The 13,924-nt window shown below is 42.9% G+C and carries 15 protein-coding genes; 7 read left to right on the top strand and 8 right to left on the bottom strand.

The genetic code is table 11. The features are described from left to right. The first annotated feature begins 16 nt into the window (after positions 1–16). The 3 genes from KIH87_RS07870 to KIH87_RS07860 all read left to right on the top strand — a co-directional run bounded on the left by KIH87_RS07870 (position 17) and on the right by KIH87_RS07860 (position 2,807). Positions 17–1,243, top strand: a complete 1,227-nt coding sequence (locus tag KIH87_RS07870) for a GGDEF domain-containing protein (protein WP_232360981.1) — start codon at positions 17–19, stop codon at positions 1,241–1,243. 219 nt (positions 1,244–1,462) lie between these two features. Continuing rightward, complete coding sequence (locus KIH87_RS07865) at positions 1,463–2,356, top strand: LysR family transcriptional regulator (RefSeq protein ID WP_232360980.1); 894 nt, start codon at positions 1,463–1,465, stop codon at positions 2,354–2,356. Positions 2,357–2,393: 37 nt separating this feature from the next. Continuing rightward, entirely contained in the window at positions 2,394–2,807 is a 414-nt protein-coding gene (locus tag KIH87_RS07860; RefSeq protein WP_232360979.1) for a hypothetical protein, read from the top strand. Between the two features lie 127 nt (positions 2,808–2,934). Here the strand turns inward: KIH87_RS07860 and KIH87_RS07855 are convergent, their stop codons facing one another. From KIH87_RS07855 to KIH87_RS07835, 5 genes are read right to left on the bottom strand one after another with little or no spacing between them, the layout of a single operon-like run. After that, on the bottom strand, positions 2,935–3,462 hold the full coding sequence (locus KIH87_RS07855; RefSeq protein ID WP_232360978.1) for a DUF2919 domain-containing protein: 528 nt from the start codon (positions 3,460–3,462) through the stop codon (positions 2,935–2,937). Continuing rightward, positions 3,443–3,889, bottom strand: a complete 447-nt coding sequence (locus KIH87_RS07850; protein ID WP_232360977.1) for a GNAT family N-acetyltransferase — start codon at positions 3,887–3,889, stop codon at positions 3,443–3,445. The genes KIH87_RS07855 and KIH87_RS07850 overlap by 20 nt, the downstream gene beginning before the upstream one ends. A gap of 29 nt (positions 3,890–3,918) precedes the next feature. Continuing rightward, a complete protein-coding gene (locus tag KIH87_RS07845; RefSeq protein WP_232360976.1) occupies positions 3,919–5,172 on the bottom strand; it encodes a lipoprotein-releasing ABC transporter permease subunit in 1,254 nt (417 codons plus the stop codon). Then, positions 5,173–5,865, bottom strand: a complete 693-nt coding sequence (gene lolD, locus KIH87_RS07840; RefSeq protein ID WP_232360975.1) for a lipoprotein-releasing ABC transporter ATP-binding protein LolD — start codon at positions 5,863–5,865, stop codon at positions 5,173–5,175. It lies immediately after the preceding gene. 21 nt (positions 5,866–5,886) lie between these two features. Then, complete coding sequence (locus KIH87_RS07835; protein WP_232360974.1) at positions 5,887–7,092, bottom strand: lipoprotein-releasing ABC transporter permease subunit; 1,206 nt, start codon at positions 7,090–7,092, stop codon at positions 5,887–5,889. Between the two features lie 317 nt (positions 7,093–7,409). Between KIH87_RS07835 and KIH87_RS07830 the strand changes: the two genes are divergently transcribed. From KIH87_RS07830 to KIH87_RS07815, 4 genes are all read left to right on the top strand, one after another. Continuing rightward, positions 7,410–7,835 carry a hypothetical protein gene (locus tag KIH87_RS07830; protein ID WP_232360973.1) on the top strand — a complete coding sequence of 142 codons (426 nt, stop codon included), beginning with the start codon at positions 7,410–7,412 and terminating at the stop codon, positions 7,833–7,835. Positions 7,836–7,877: 42 nt separating this feature from the next. Continuing rightward, entirely contained in the window at positions 7,878–8,150 is a 273-nt protein-coding gene (locus tag KIH87_RS07825) for a TMEM165/GDT1 family protein (RefSeq protein WP_232360972.1), read from the top strand. A 159-nt stretch (positions 8,151–8,309) separates the two neighbouring features. After that, complete coding sequence (locus tag KIH87_RS07820; protein ID WP_232360971.1) at positions 8,310–9,785, top strand: ricin-type beta-trefoil lectin domain protein; 1,476 nt, start codon at positions 8,310–8,312, stop codon at positions 9,783–9,785. A 16-nt stretch (positions 9,786–9,801) separates the two neighbouring features. Next, positions 9,802–10,017, top strand: coding sequence for a DUF7661 family protein (locus KIH87_RS07815; RefSeq protein ID WP_232360970.1), 216 nt, complete (start codon positions 9,802–9,804; stop codon positions 10,015–10,017). Between the two features lie 181 nt (positions 10,018–10,198). Here the strand turns inward: KIH87_RS07815 and KIH87_RS07810 are convergent, their stop codons facing one another. The 3 genes from KIH87_RS07810 to KIH87_RS07800 all read right to left on the bottom strand — a co-directional run bounded on the left by KIH87_RS07810 (position 10,199) and on the right by KIH87_RS07800 (position 13,510). Next, positions 10,199–10,627, bottom strand: a complete 429-nt coding sequence (locus KIH87_RS07810) for a type 2 periplasmic-binding domain-containing protein (RefSeq protein ID WP_232360969.1) — start codon at positions 10,625–10,627, stop codon at positions 10,199–10,201. A gap of 12 nt (positions 10,628–10,639) precedes the next feature. After that, complete coding sequence (locus KIH87_RS07805; RefSeq protein WP_232360968.1) at positions 10,640–11,803, bottom strand: porin; 1,164 nt, start codon at positions 11,801–11,803, stop codon at positions 10,640–10,642. Between the two features lie 87 nt (positions 11,804–11,890). After that, positions 11,891–13,510, bottom strand: coding sequence for a methyl-accepting chemotaxis protein (locus KIH87_RS07800; protein WP_232360967.1), 1,620 nt, complete (start codon positions 13,508–13,510; stop codon positions 11,891–11,893). Positions 13,511–13,924 lie beyond the last annotated feature (414 nt).

Genomic DNA, 13,924 nt, shown 5'->3' with positions numbered 1-13,924 from the left:
GATTTTTAAGCTCTCCATGAGATATTGGACTGAATTACTGAATAACGTATTACTGCCTTTTATCATCCTCATTTTTGGCTTTACGGTTGTTTCCCAATTTCCTGCCGAGACCCTGTTTTGGTTAAATGGCAAAAGCTGGCTACCTTACGTTGCAATAGGGATTAGCTTGCTTTTGGCTTTGCAATTTAACCACAGCCGCCTGGTCTATGCCGCAGGGTTTTGGAGCTTGCTGCTGTTTTCCCTTGATAAACCAGACATTCATCAATACACAGGGTTAACAACCTGGATGCTATTACCACTGGTAGCCAGCTGCCTGGGTGTACTCATTTGGAAGCGCAACAAAGCAGTACGACCATATAATGTCCTGAAAGATATCGCCTTATTCATAGCGGTTGCCGTTGCCACTTTTACCTTACTCACCTGGCAAGATCTACAAAGCAACAACCTATATCAAAACTGGGCTAACACGTTATATCAATGGCTACCCCACTGGCGCGCACAATTCAGCACCACAGAAATTCTGCTATTTGCCATATTGCTATTGGTCTTGCTGGTAAGAATGTTAACGCAAGCCAGCCTCGGTAATTCTCTACTGGCAAGCATGATTGTTATGATGTTCATATTGCAGCTTTACGAAAATAACGAAGTCCTGAGATTTGCCAGCCTGTTATTTTCCGTCGCAAGCTCCATCGTTGTATTGTTCGATAGCCATAATATGGCATTCAAGGACGATCTGACGGGCATAGCTTCACGCCGAGCACTCATACAATTCACCCGAGCGATTGGTAATAACTACAGCATTGTGATGGCTGATGTTGATCACTTTAAATCCTTTAACGATACCTATGGTCATGACGTAGGTGATCAGGTGCTAAAAATGGTGGCACAACAGCTCAACAGAGTGTCAAAAGGCGGCAAAGCTTATCGCTACGGCGGTGAAGAATTCACCTTGGTGTTTCCCGGTAAAAATCCGGAGCAAGTGTTTGATATTGTAGATGAATTGCGGGAAAGCATTGCCAATTATCCTATGGTGATCCGTCAGGCAGAGCGCCCAGACAAAAAACCGAAGAAAAAGGATTTAAAACAACCATCTTCTGGAACACAACAAAAGGTAGTTCATGTCACCATGAGCTTTGGCATCGCATTTAAAGACAAACAAAGCACATTTGACGAAACCATGAAATCCGCCGATCAGCTTCTCTACAAAGCCAAAAAAGCGGGCAGGAACAATGTGCAGAAATAAAGTTCCAACAATCTATCTCTGTCAACAAACAGGTATTGGTTTGCAAGGATGTGATTGATTTAGCAGATATTCAGTTAAAGACTCCCATATAATAGTCCACGACAGCTTAGTATTCGGGGTTATTTTATTCCAATTCAAGTTCAAGTAACTTGCCTAACAGAAAGAATATCACTAGCATAAAAGCCAATCATTCCAAAAAATCGAACTGTCAGGCACTTAATGTATCGCACCAAAACGACGCTGGAACAGTGGCGTATATTGCAAGCCGTAGTGGATAGCGGTGGTTACGCTCATGCGGCAAAGCTTCTGAATAAGAGTCAGTCTTCCTTAAACCATGCGGTTGCCAAGTTACAAGATCAGCTCAATGTGCAACTACTTGAAGTCAAAGGTCGAAAAGCCTTTTTAACACCGGCGGGTGAAGTCATGTTGCGTCGAAGCCGGATCTTGAGCCAATCAGCTCAGGATTTGGAAGAACTGGCTAAAAACATTAATCAGGGTTGGGAGCCTGAAATTACCATTGCTTTAGATTTGGCTTTCCCAAGAGAGTATTTATTGCCTGTTCTCAAGCAATTTCAACATGACTGCCGTGGCAGTCGCCTAAAAATTATTGATACCGTGCTCACAGGAACAGAAGAAGCCATTACTGAAGGCTGGGCGGATATCGTACTCACAGCAAACATTCCCAAAGGGCATTTATACGAACCGCTGGTCGAGGTTGATTTTATCGCTGTGAGCCATCCTGAACACCCTCTCGCAACCCTGGAATCTCCAATAGATCCAGAAGAATTGTTGCAACACATTCAAATAGTGATAAAAGACACTGGCAAAAGTCCTGTTGAGAATCGTGGATGGCTAAAGGCCGAACAACGTTGGACAGTGAGCCAATTTCACGCTGCTATTGAGCTTTTACATGAAGGTATTGGTTTTTGTTGGCTCCCAACGCATTATGTTCAGCCCTTGCTCAAAAAAGGCTCACTGGCACAATTATCCATAAAAGGAAGTAGTTTCAGGCGCATTGTGGTGTCGATGGTTAATCCACATCCTGATAGAATGGGGCCCGGAACCCGGATGTTAACGGAAATGATCCTTGCTGAGAGGCAAATAACCCAATAGTCTTATAACAATACGACTGACAGGTGGTAATAATAAAATGCGGATGACACGCGAAGAACTAAATCAACTAATGGCAGACAGTGCGCAAGATGCCATTAGTACCACTCATGATGAATTCAACGTAAAACTCAATGGTACTCCAGAAAGCATCTCATATGTGGATGATGTATTGCTAAGCTGGTTAGGTCGATATAAAGATCAAGCGCTTGAAGACAAGGCCGTTTTTACCTTGTGTAATCTCTATGGTGCTTACGTTGGTGAAGTATTCCGCAAGCTGGTTGGTGGTGAATGGAGTTATGATGAAGCCGATCCCGACGCGCCTTATGTTGTGCTGGAATACGCTGGAAAGTCCTATGCATTTGCCGGAATTTGCTATCAGCGTTTGGTAAACGACAGCAATATCAGCATTAAAAAATACTTCGATCAGGCGCTATCCAATTCCACTCAATAATTAACCTGAAATTGAAGTTGGAAATGAGGGCTGGACATAAGAAAGAGTTACCGTAAATGCCGGTTTCATTTTGTTGCCCTCAGTGTTTTCTATACCTGCTATCCAAACTTCCGGAATTTTTCCCGAGCTACTTTATATCGCTAGCTTTATCTTCCATAACGGGTTCCTCAAAAGTTCTCCAGTCTTCGGAAAAATAAGCCAGTCGCTTGCTGCGCAGGCAATACATAATACCCAACACAACAACAACAATAGACAAAGCTATTGACCAAACAAACCGCCAATGAACATCCATAGCCATCATAATATGCAACGCCAAATCACCGAAAAGAGACAGCAATAACATAGGTTTGACCAAACTAAACATAAAACGCCAGTTTAGCTTTAACCAGGTTTCTCTAAAGGACACCATCAATGCGGCGACAACGCCCGGTATTCCCAACACAAGATTCAAATAGAAATCTCTGGTATCGGGGTAAAACACAGAGAGTAACAAGGAGCGATCCTGAAAGTTACTTAATGACACAATCAGAATGAAATAAGCCTTTGCGCACAACAGCACAATTAGCCATAACAAGGATGGCGGTTTAATACGACCTAATTCGTCGTAACATTGAATGGGAAGAATAATCCCGGATTCAGCCACGTCTAACTTCATCCTTTAATCTTAGCTGAAAATGATGACTCGTTATGTGCATTCCTTCGCGCAAATAAAAACGATGCGCTTCAAACCGCTGCACGCCTGAGTCCAAATGTAATTCCTGACAATCCTGAGACTTGGCGAATTCAATTAGCGCATCTAACAAGCACTTTCCTGCACCTGTTGAACGTTTGTTATCATCCGTCACCAAATCATCTACATACAAATGCTTGCCCCACGCTAACTTGGTCGCAATAACAAACCCGGCAACCGCGATAACCTGACCATTCATTTCGACATAGGCAAGTTGATACCCCTCTTGCACCTGAACCGCTATCTGTTCACAAAATGAAGCCAAATCATATTGTGGACGAAGCTGTTTCATCACAGGATAACAGCGTTCCCATTCATCAGAACTACGGGCAAAATGAACTTGCATTGTCATATGAATATTCTCTATATAAAACAGCGTGACTAATGACCGAGCACTTTGGCAGGCTCAACTTTACTGGCTCTAAGAGCAGGATAAATGGTAGCAAGTACGCTTAATAGCAGCGAAATAGATACAGTAATCCACACGTCTCGCCAAAGCAGTAATGACGGCAGAAAATCAATGAAGTAAATATCTCCAGATAACAACTTTACCCCGAATAAAGACTCAATAAATTTAGCAATATCGGATAAATTCAACGCCACCAGAATACCAGAGACCGAACCAAATAACGCACCAATTACCCCATTTAAACTGCCCTGCAAAATAAACACTCTGGCAATCAGGTTCGACCGGGCTCCCATGGTTTTTAACATGGCAATTTCAGCCTGCTTTTCACTCACCGACATCACAAGAGAAGACACAATATTAAAACTGGCAACCGCAATCACTAAAATCAACGCCAGATACACAACCGATCTGACTAGCTGAATGTCTTGATATAAGTGCCCGTGAGTACGAGTCCAATCAGAGATGTATACCTGTTGCGACAATTCATAGGCCAATCTACGAGTCGTCATTCTGGCATCAAAAGGCTCAACATAGTTTAACCGTATACCTTGCGCCCCTTGTGCAATAGAAAGGGTTTCAGCGGCTAAATCCATATGCATATAAGCGAGAAAACTGTCCAGCTCTCCCCCCAGAGACACTTCCCCGACAACAGTTAACCAAATGGTTTCCGGCGCAGACAATTTTAAGCCATCACTACTTCCAGGCTCACTTCTTCTGGGTAAAAGAGCCTGAACTTTGTCACCGACACTTAAGCCCAACTGTTTAAGCACTTTGCGACCAAGTAACACACCATAAGGTGTCGCAATGAAAGTTTGCCAAGCTTCTTCATTGACCATATGCGCCGCTTCGTTCTGATGAGACAAAGCGGGATCAATCGCAGTCAGCTCAACGGCCTTTGTTTTTTTGCCTCGCTGTAGCAATGCCGTAGCCTTAATAAAAGGCTGAGCTGAAACCACTTGAGGATGGCGTTTAGCCTGTTCAATAATACTTTTCCAATCTGCCAAACCAGCCGGGTCAACCGCAGTCAACTCACCATGAGGAATCGCTACTAACAAACGGTCTTTTAGCTCACGTTCAAAGCCATTCATAACCGATAACAGCAATATCAGTACAAAACATCCCAAACCAATACCGACGGTAGACGAGGAAGCAATAAACGACGTAAACCCACTGCGCTTTTTACTCTTGCGGAATCGAAATGCGAGTTGCCAAACCAGACCGTTCACTTAGCTCTCCTGTCCGGAATTGACTAACTTACCATTGCTTAAATGCAGTGTACGATCAAGTTTGGCGGCTAATTGAGTATCATGAGTTACCACGACGAAACTGGTAGCAAACTCCTGCTTCAAATCCAAAAGCAGCTGGTATACCGATTCACCTGTCTTGTCATCCAGATTCCCAGTAGGTTCATCTGCCAACACCATCTTGGGGTGAGTTACCAAAGCGCGAGCAATCGCCACACGCTGCCGTTCCCCTCCCGACAATGCAGACGGTTTGTGCAAAATACGATCAGCAAGGCCAACCTTTTCTAAAATTAGTTTTGCTTGCTGCATCGCCTGTTTATGAGGCTTTCCTGCAATAAGCAATGGCATTGCCGTATTCTCTAATGCATCAAACTCCGGCAACAAATGGTGTTGTTGATACACAAACCCCAGACATTCATTACGAAACCGGGCTTGCTGCGCTTCGCTGTATTGATAGATGTCCTGACCTTGAAAAATCACAGAGCCAGAATTGGGCTTATCCAATGCCCCAAGCAGATGCAGCAAGGTACTTTTTCCCGAGCCAGAACTTCCTAAAATGGCCACCTGTTCACCTTCATTGAGAGTGAAACTAATATCATCCAACACGTTAACGGGAACCGGGCCTTCCGAATAAGTTTTAGTAAGATGTTGGCATTGAAGTAAAACTGAACTCATTAATTTCCCTTCTAAATCAGGCTATTCATAGCGAAGCGCATTGGCTGGTTTCACCTTGGAAGCACGATACGCAGGATAAAGTGAAGCGCTAAAACAGAGCAATAATGACAGCGCAATCATGGCTGTAACTTGCTGGTTCTGAACCAAAATAGGCAAGCGAGCTTCTGGCAAATACAGATGCATAGGTACACCCAGCATCAATAAAATCTCATTGATATTAAAGGCTAGAATTAAACCAATGGCACTTCCGATAAGCGTGCCTTTAATACCATTACTTAACCCATTGACCAAAAAGATCATTAGCACCGATGTGCGTGACATCCCTTGCGTTTGCAGAATCGCAATATCACCCTGCTTTTCCGTCACCACCATGACCAATGCTGAAACAATATTAAAAGCAGCAACCGCAACAATGAGCAGCAACATCAACAACATCATGTTTTTTTCCATCTTCACGGCATCGAACAACGGCCCCTGACGTTCACGCCAATCATGGTATTGAAAGCCAGCCTTATCCAACTGTGTACGCATGTTCATATAATCGAAGGGGTCTTGCAGGAATAAGCGACTTTGTTCAATCTCGCTCTGCGGTTTTCTTAACAAACGCGCTAAATCGGCAATATTCATCAATACAACAGAGCTATCCAATTCCGATCCCATTTCAAATATGCCCACCACTTTAAATTTACGTTGGCTGGGAATGCGTCCTAATAAGGTATAGCGGCTACCTTCAGCGGTCATAATACGTACAGGTTCACCCACCTGAATATCTAAAGACATAGCTAAAGAACGGCCAATGACGATGCCAAATTCTCCCGGCTGCAAACGAGACAAATTCCCTAGCAGCAAGTGTTCCGACATCGACGCGTACTGATCATAAGAACGAGCTTCAACTCCCTGCACAATCACAGGTTTCAAACCCGACGTTGACTGCACAGCCGCTTCCAGTTCCGCAAAAGGAATAACGCCCTTAACCATCTCATCATCAGCGATGGATTGGGGTAATTCAGCATGAGTGGTATTAACAATAAAGTGCGGTAGCAAACCTAGAATGCGTTGTTTTAGCTGGCCTTCGAAGCCATTCATAACGGAAGAAACGAGGATCAAAGCTGCTAGCCCAAGCGCAATGCCCGTAATGGAGAAAAAGTTTATAAAAGCAATAAAATGACTGCCCTTGCGGCTATTGGCATAACGCCAGCCAATAAAAACAGAAACAGGAAGCTTCATTCAACCTGTCCTTGAATTTCTGTCATAAATGAACATCCTCAAAAAGTGCCTGATTCCGGCAACAAGTGCCGCAATTGTGACACATATTATTGTCGCTTGAACACGATTAAGCGATTTTACTTACAATATTGTGGAAAACAGATATGGGTATTAGCCAGATGAATATGCTAATCAGCACCATAAACTGCTATACTCCGCGTCAAATTTGGCCATACTGCCACAAGAAAAGCGATGAAAAACACATCAGCCTTACAAACTGATATAACTCTAAAAATCGCTCGCTTAACTGAAACCCAATCAATATTTTTGTAAATCTCATGATTCGAATTTTTGCAATTTTGCTTTCGATACTACTGAGCGCTTGCTCAAGTACATCACATGTTCTCATAGGCCAGGAACGTCCTCCTATATCGCCAGAACAAGTGGTGGTGTACACAGAACCTCCCGCAGAATATGAAAAAATAGCCATATTACAATCCTCTAGCCGTAACTCCTGGACTTTTACCGAGCAAGGTAAAGTTGATGCAGCAATAGAGCGCATGAAACAGGAAGCGGCAAAGCTAGGCGCTAATGGCGTGCTGTTAGAAAGCACTGGAGATGAGCATTCGGGTTATATCAGCACAGGTTCTGGCACCTACGAAAGGCATACTGCCATAGGCATTGAAGTAGGTATGCCGCTTACTCATAAGACTGCACATGGTACAGCCATATGGGTTCCACCTACACAAGCAAATTCAAACTAATCGATTAAAACTAACCAATTCAAATCAGTAAGAGTAATCACAATGGAATTTAAAGTCTTTCTCACCATCTTTTTTACCGTTTTTCTTGCCGAATTAGGTGATAAAACACAGCTGGCAACGGTACTATTTGCCTCCGAGCAAAACGTCAGTAAATGGATGGTATTTCTGGCAGCTTCAGCTGCATTGGTCGTTTCTGCTGGATTGGGCGTATTGGTCGGCGACACACTTTCTCACTACATAGATGAAAAAGTATTGAACTACATCGCCGGCGCACTTTTCATCGTCATTGGCTTATTTACTTTATATAAAGCGTAATTCCCCTATTTCCAAGCTAGCTTTACAGACAGTAAAGCTAGCGACATCATATCGCCATAATTCCTTATTAGGATCTTTCTGTTAGGTAATTTATATTACCGTTGAGATGCATTTAATTCGGCATTCATTTCTACAATGAACTCTCAAATGAGGATCCCAATGATTAACTTTTTATTCAATACATTAAAAAAACCTTCCAGGCTGGCCTGTGCAGGTATTCTTACCTGGATGGTATCTGTACCAACTCAAGCCATTGTCTACCAAACACAAGCTGTTACTGGTGCAATGCGCTTCGATGAAGCTTATTTCCTGCAACCCCATAATTCCTATGAGCACGACTCAGTGCTAACAAACTGGCTCAACAAAGGCTATCGTTCTTTAGAGTTAGACGTCATAGACAAAGGTGACTGGGAGCTTGAAACCAAAGGCCCCTATGTTTCCCACGATGGCTACGCAGGCAATGAAAATTGCAGTGCCAGCAGTAATGACAGATTAGGCGATTGCCTGACTGATATTCTGAACTGGATAGATACGAATAACCCCGACACGCCAATCATGCTGTTTATCGACATGAAAGCATCCTGGGATCCACTCAACGCCTGGAAAGGTGATGAAGTGAAAATGCTGGATGAATTTGTTGAAAGTTATATTCCAGCTCATCGTCGCTTTACTTACAAAGAGCTTATCCAGCACTTACAAAGTACCGACCCCTATTTCAGTACCAGCGATTATCGCGCCAGTTTAAAGCGTGTTGGCTGGCCTACCCTTTCATCTTTGAAAGGCAAGCTCATCATCGCTCTAACTGGCGGTTATGTAGGCGATGTTAATGCGCGAATGGAGCAAGCTCTTGGCTATAGAGGTGACAATCTAGCCACCTTCCTATGCCCGGATATCGACACCACTGATCCAGAAGAATTCTCAGGTACTATCGATGCAATCAGTGCCAGCAATTCCAAAAAGTTTTTCTGTGGCAACGTTAAAGCAGGCGATCATTACACAGCAACGGCTAACCGCGCGGCGGAATACAAGCAGATTATGCACCTTTGGGACAAAGCAGGTGATTTCGCCAATACTGATTTTGCAGCATTGTGGATCGCCATCGCTCACGGTGTACAAGGCGTAGGTATAGATTTATCGGCAGCATCCAGCACACCATCCTACATTGGCAATAACATTGACTATGTTGGCAAACGCCGCAGCTTGCCAGGCTACTTCACCATCCATTCAGTGCAAAATACCGGATTATGCCTAAGTGATGACAACACCAGTTACGGCAATGGTAGCAACATAGAAATGCGCTATTGTAACAATGGCAACGAACAGAAATTCGTGTACTCGGCCGAAGGTCAATTACGCATTAAAGGCAATGACAAGTATTGTGTCGACTACAGCTCAGGCAGTGCCGACAATGGTGACAAAATGCACTTATGGGACTGTGACGGCGGTAACTCGGAAAAGTGGGCTATCACGCCTAATGGACAGTTCAAAAACCGTGACAAGAACTACACTCACTGTATCGACATTCCGGGTGGTTCGCCTTATAACGGACAGCGTTTGCAAATATATAGTTGCCATAGTGGTAGCAACCAACAATTTCAGTTAAATGCAACCGCAGACTGGTATCACAATCCGTAAATAATTAGAGAGAAAGATGAAACTAAACGTATTCGGCAGAGATGTTGAAATTATTAAAGATTCGAGAGAAAACTGGGTAGCCTACTACCTTGGCAATGAAGGAAAAAAACGTATCGCACACGATATTGTTATTCCAAAACAACTCCGTGAATCAGACATTGTCGAATACGTTGCCGACCTTTGCCACGAATGGGCAAGCATAAAATTTCCGGATGTTATTAAAATAACCTGAGCCAGGGTTAAAACAAGCGATTGAGTGATCCAAGTGCTCAAAAACGACAATGCCGCGAGCAGTTGAACTGTTCGCGGCATTTTTATCATTCAGCGCTGTGTTGATTCGAAACCATTCAATATCGTTTCAAACAACACAAAGCAAATGAGGGTCTCCTGGAAATTCTATTTATCTTTATTAATTAGAATGTAGCAACGACTTTCACTGAGCCGTTGACACTGGCAGCATCAACATATCCAATCGCATTTGGATTACTTGATACTTCCGCGATCACTTCCTGATCACTATTCACTTCCTTTGGAGGGTTACCCTTACCACTGAAAATTTCCTTCGCCCAGTAGGATTTAATCTGGCTTGCAGACTTACCCAGAGCAATTTCGTCAAAAGCCTTGCGTAAATCTAATTCAGCATTCTGATTAATCGGCGTTACCGAACTACCATCAGGAAACTTCTTAAGTTTACCAAGGAAAATACGTTTAATTTCCGATTGTGAGACAGCATTATTGTTTGATGCACTAACCACCACAGCGATTTCGGCCAATGCAGACTTACTTATCATCAAACAAAGCGTCAACAACGAAATGAGACTTAATTTAGATAATATTTTCATAATTATTTCACCTTAGAATACAGTGCTTACAGCAAACTGAACTAACTGAATATCCGTCTCGTAAAAGGGATTGGTTTCTTCTGTGTCAGTGTACTCAGCTTTAAAAGCAACTGAGTCGTTAACATCCCAACGAACACCCAAGGTATATGTATCTCTGTCTGAAGCGGCACCCATCATTAAACCGGCTGTGCCTTCCCACAAACATTCATAGGATTCAGGATCGATACATGCACCAGGATACGGAGCATAATCAGGCATTTGATCAGGGTCTTGCTCAATGGCGTTATAGGTAAAATGCACCATTATGTTGTCAAAACGCTTGGCTAAACTCACGTAATACGACTCATATTTAGCGGAGAAGTTATCACCCAAATCTGTTTTGGCGTATTCAGCAACCATCAAGTAGTCTTCATAATCAACTTTTACACCAAAGCCTGTAAAGAAGAATCGGTCATCTCTTATTTCCAAATCATCTGCTAATTGATTCATAGGCGCAGGAAATTGTGACCATGCTCCCACAAGCGGATCAAGGAATGGCAAACCAATAGTGGCATCCGTAATTGATACGCTGGCACGTAATGTTAACCAGTCACGGTTTAAGGTGTACGCAACTGTCAGGTTGTCTTCAAAATTCACGTCTGTTGCATCAGGTAACTGGGCGATTTTGTCTTTGTTACGACCAAACGTGACGTGGAATGTAGAATCAAACTCACCAACACTGAAGTTGTAGATTGAACCAACACCATCAACAACGTCCCAAGGTGCACCATAAACACCGCCCGGAGGACTGATAAAATGATAAGCGTAAGATACGTCCTGATAATCAGAGTACAGGTACAATGGCACTTTCTGGCGACCAAAAATCAAACGCCAGTTGTCATTAGCGTCGTAGCTAATGAACGCCCATTCAGCATTGATATCCCAATCTTCGATACCTTTCGACAACAATTGTGTTGTGACACCCCAACCATCACCCAAATCTGCAGAGGCTTGCAATGCAATCAATGATTTGGCGTCAAATGTGAAGCTGTCATCATAACCTTCCCATTCATCACCATCATCCAACGTCATGCCGCCGGCAAGAGTAGCGAAACCTGAAAAGTTCACATCAGCGGCATGAACACCCAACGGTACACACAGCGCGCTTAAGAGAATTGAATTTCTCAGTAACTTCATAGCTTTATCTCTCCTAAAAGATTCTCAATTTTGGTACTGCTGTTTTTAAACGGATATTACTGCGCCCAATGCAGGCGCATACGACTATTAAACTTTGAACTGGGACGCAACAGACTCCAGATTTTCTGCCAGACGAGACAATTGCTCACTCACTGCATTGAGTTTATTGCTGGCATTACTGGATTCCTGAGTCTTGTTTTGAATATCAGTAACAGAATCAACCAATTGGTTGGAAATGTCCTTCTGTTGCTTGATGTCGAGCGCGATCTGCTTATTCATCTGATCGATTTCGTGTACCGTTGAGGTCACCGTCTTCAAGCTTTCGCCCGCTTGCGAAGCTTGCTCAACACTCTCGCTAACCTGCTCCCTGCTGCTTTGCATCTTATTCACCGCTTCTTTGGCTGTAGATTGCAAATCTTCGAGAATATGACCTATCTCTTCTGTAGAATCCTGAGTACGCATCGCCAGGCTTCGAACTTCATCGGCAACCACCGCAAAACCACGCCCCTGCTCACCAGCACGCGCAGCCTCTATGGCGGCATTTAAGGCTAACAGGTTAGTTTGAGAAGCAATGCCTTTAATAACGTCAAGTACCACATGAACTTTGGCTGATTCCTGTTCCAGCTTGGTAACGATCTCAGCAGACTCAGTAATGTTTTGAGACAATGCGTGAATGTTGTCGATAGCATGTTGCAGATCACCCAGCCCAATAGTGGCAGCATTTTTAGCTTCATTGGCAGAGCTGGAAGCATTCGCCGCATTGTTGGCAATACGTCCAACGCTATCACTCATATCAACAACAGACATGCGAGACTGTGAGCTACTTGCCAACTGCTGTTCAAATATCACTTGGGACTGAGTGGTTAACTCGCGAATTGTCACAGTGGTTTCAGCCAGCGGCAGTGCGGTATCAACAGTTTGCTTGATAGTTCGCTGTAACTTTTCAATAAAGGTATTGAACCAGTGTACTAGCTGCCCCATCTCATCCTGGCTTTTTGTGCTAATGCGCACAGTCAGATCGCCATCTTCGTTAGCAATCTTGCGCATGGAAATACTCACTTCATCAATACTCTTCTTGATACTGGCACTAATTGGAATAGATACCAAAGACAAAACAATGACAGTACCTATACCAAGAATGAAGCCAATAGACACGGTCGATTCTGTGTTTTCATTCACTTCATTAAACGCATCAAGGAAAGATTTCTTCTGACTGGAATTAAAGGCAACAAAATCGTCATACAGTTTGTTCACCCTTTCCGTCATGATACGGCTGTCTTCAGCCAAGGTAGAAAAGTCGGCAGTTTCTTCAACGATTCCTTTAGAAATGTTATAAGCGTGAGGGTAATAAATCTCAAGCTGCTTGATGAGTTCATTAATCTGACCTTTTGCAGATTCATCAATAGATAAAGCTTTATTTAATTCACTTTTGAGTAAATCATAGGAATCGTTTGCGGCATCCAGTTTATCGCTCTCGCCCATGATAGCCGCGTCACCGAGTGCGATTTTAATATCTTCCAGTTTTTTTAACGCATTTGCTGAAATTTGAAAAAGAGGGAATTGAATTTCTTTGGCATCTCGTAACAAATGTAGGTTTTGATTCATCGCCCACATATTCACAAACAGATAAATGAAAAATGCAATGACTCCAACAATGGGTATCAACAGAATTTTTAATCTTACCGATTGTTTTAAAAAAAAATTCATCCAAATAACTCCTACATTTGAAAATGGCTGAGCACTGCTTTGAGTTTCCCCTCACTGACCCAACTATTTTATATCGGGCTAAATCTCCAAACTTTTAACTCTATCAGCCCTCAATCCGGAATTTATTTTACATAATATTATCGAATTGTCATTGATAAGGATCATATTTTAACCTCAAGCATTCCTCACCATTGAACACATGAAATAACACTCACAAAGAGTTAAATGCCAAAATATTGTTTATAAAGCATTTTAATTCAATATAAGATTCACACTTTGACGCAAAAAGGCTAACTCTCATGACGTAAAAGTTGTCATTTTTTAACCTATTTATCGGGGTGTTTAGACTAAAGTATGATTCACCATTAAGATTCTGACGCATTTATGTGAAACATTTTAGACAGCTTAATTTGA

Origin of the sequence: Paraneptunicella aestuarii, from assembly GCF_019900845.1 — a bacterium.
Taxonomy (GTDB): domain Bacteria; phylum Pseudomonadota; class Gammaproteobacteria; order Enterobacterales; family Alteromonadaceae; genus Paraneptunicella; species Paraneptunicella aestuarii.
The sequence above is the reverse complement of the archived record's forward strand: the minus strand, read 5'-3'. Positions and strand labels throughout refer to the sequence as shown.

Bases quoted from the DNA above. Each gene is read 5' to 3' on its own strand.
- KIH87_RS07870 (WP_232360981.1), top strand. From the start codon at position 17: ATGAGATATTGGACTGAATTACTGAATAACGTATTACTGCCTTTTATC.
- KIH87_RS07865 (WP_232360980.1), top strand. From the start codon at position 1,463: ATGTATCGCACCAAAACGACGCTGGAACAGTGGCGTATATTGCAAGCC.
- KIH87_RS07860 (WP_232360979.1), top strand. From the start codon at position 2,394: ATGCGGATGACACGCGAAGAACTAAATCAACTAATGGCAGACAGTGCG.
- KIH87_RS07855 (WP_232360978.1), bottom strand. From the start codon at position 3,462: ATGAAGTTAGACGTGGCTGAATCCGGGATTATTCTTCCCATTCAATGT.
- KIH87_RS07850 (WP_232360977.1), bottom strand. From the start codon at position 3,889: ATGACAATGCAAGTTCATTTTGCCCGTAGTTCTGATGAATGGGAACGC.
- lolD (WP_232360975.1), bottom strand. From the start codon at position 5,865: ATGAGTTCAGTTTTACTTCAATGCCAACATCTTACTAAAACTTATTCG.
- KIH87_RS07835 (WP_232360974.1), bottom strand. From the start codon at position 7,092: ATGAAGCTTCCTGTTTCTGTTTTTATTGGCTGGCGTTATGCCAATAGC.
- KIH87_RS07830 (WP_232360973.1), top strand. From the start codon at position 7,410: ATGATTCGAATTTTTGCAATTTTGCTTTCGATACTACTGAGCGCTTGC.
- KIH87_RS07825 (WP_232360972.1), top strand. From the start codon at position 7,878: ATGGAATTTAAAGTCTTTCTCACCATCTTTTTTACCGTTTTTCTTGCC.
- KIH87_RS07820 (WP_232360971.1), top strand. From the start codon at position 8,310: ATGATTAACTTTTTATTCAATACATTAAAAAAACCTTCCAGGCTGGCC.
- KIH87_RS07815 (WP_232360970.1), top strand. From the start codon at position 9,802: ATGAAACTAAACGTATTCGGCAGAGATGTTGAAATTATTAAAGATTCG.
- KIH87_RS07810 (WP_232360969.1), bottom strand. From the start codon at position 10,627: ATGAAAATATTATCTAAATTAAGTCTCATTTCGTTGTTGACGCTTTGT.
- KIH87_RS07805 (WP_232360968.1), bottom strand. From the start codon at position 11,803: ATGAAGTTACTGAGAAATTCAATTCTCTTAAGCGCGCTGTGTGTACCG.
- KIH87_RS07800 (WP_232360967.1), bottom strand. From the start codon at position 13,510: ATGAATTTTTTTTTAAAACAATCGGTAAGATTAAAAATTCTGTTGATA.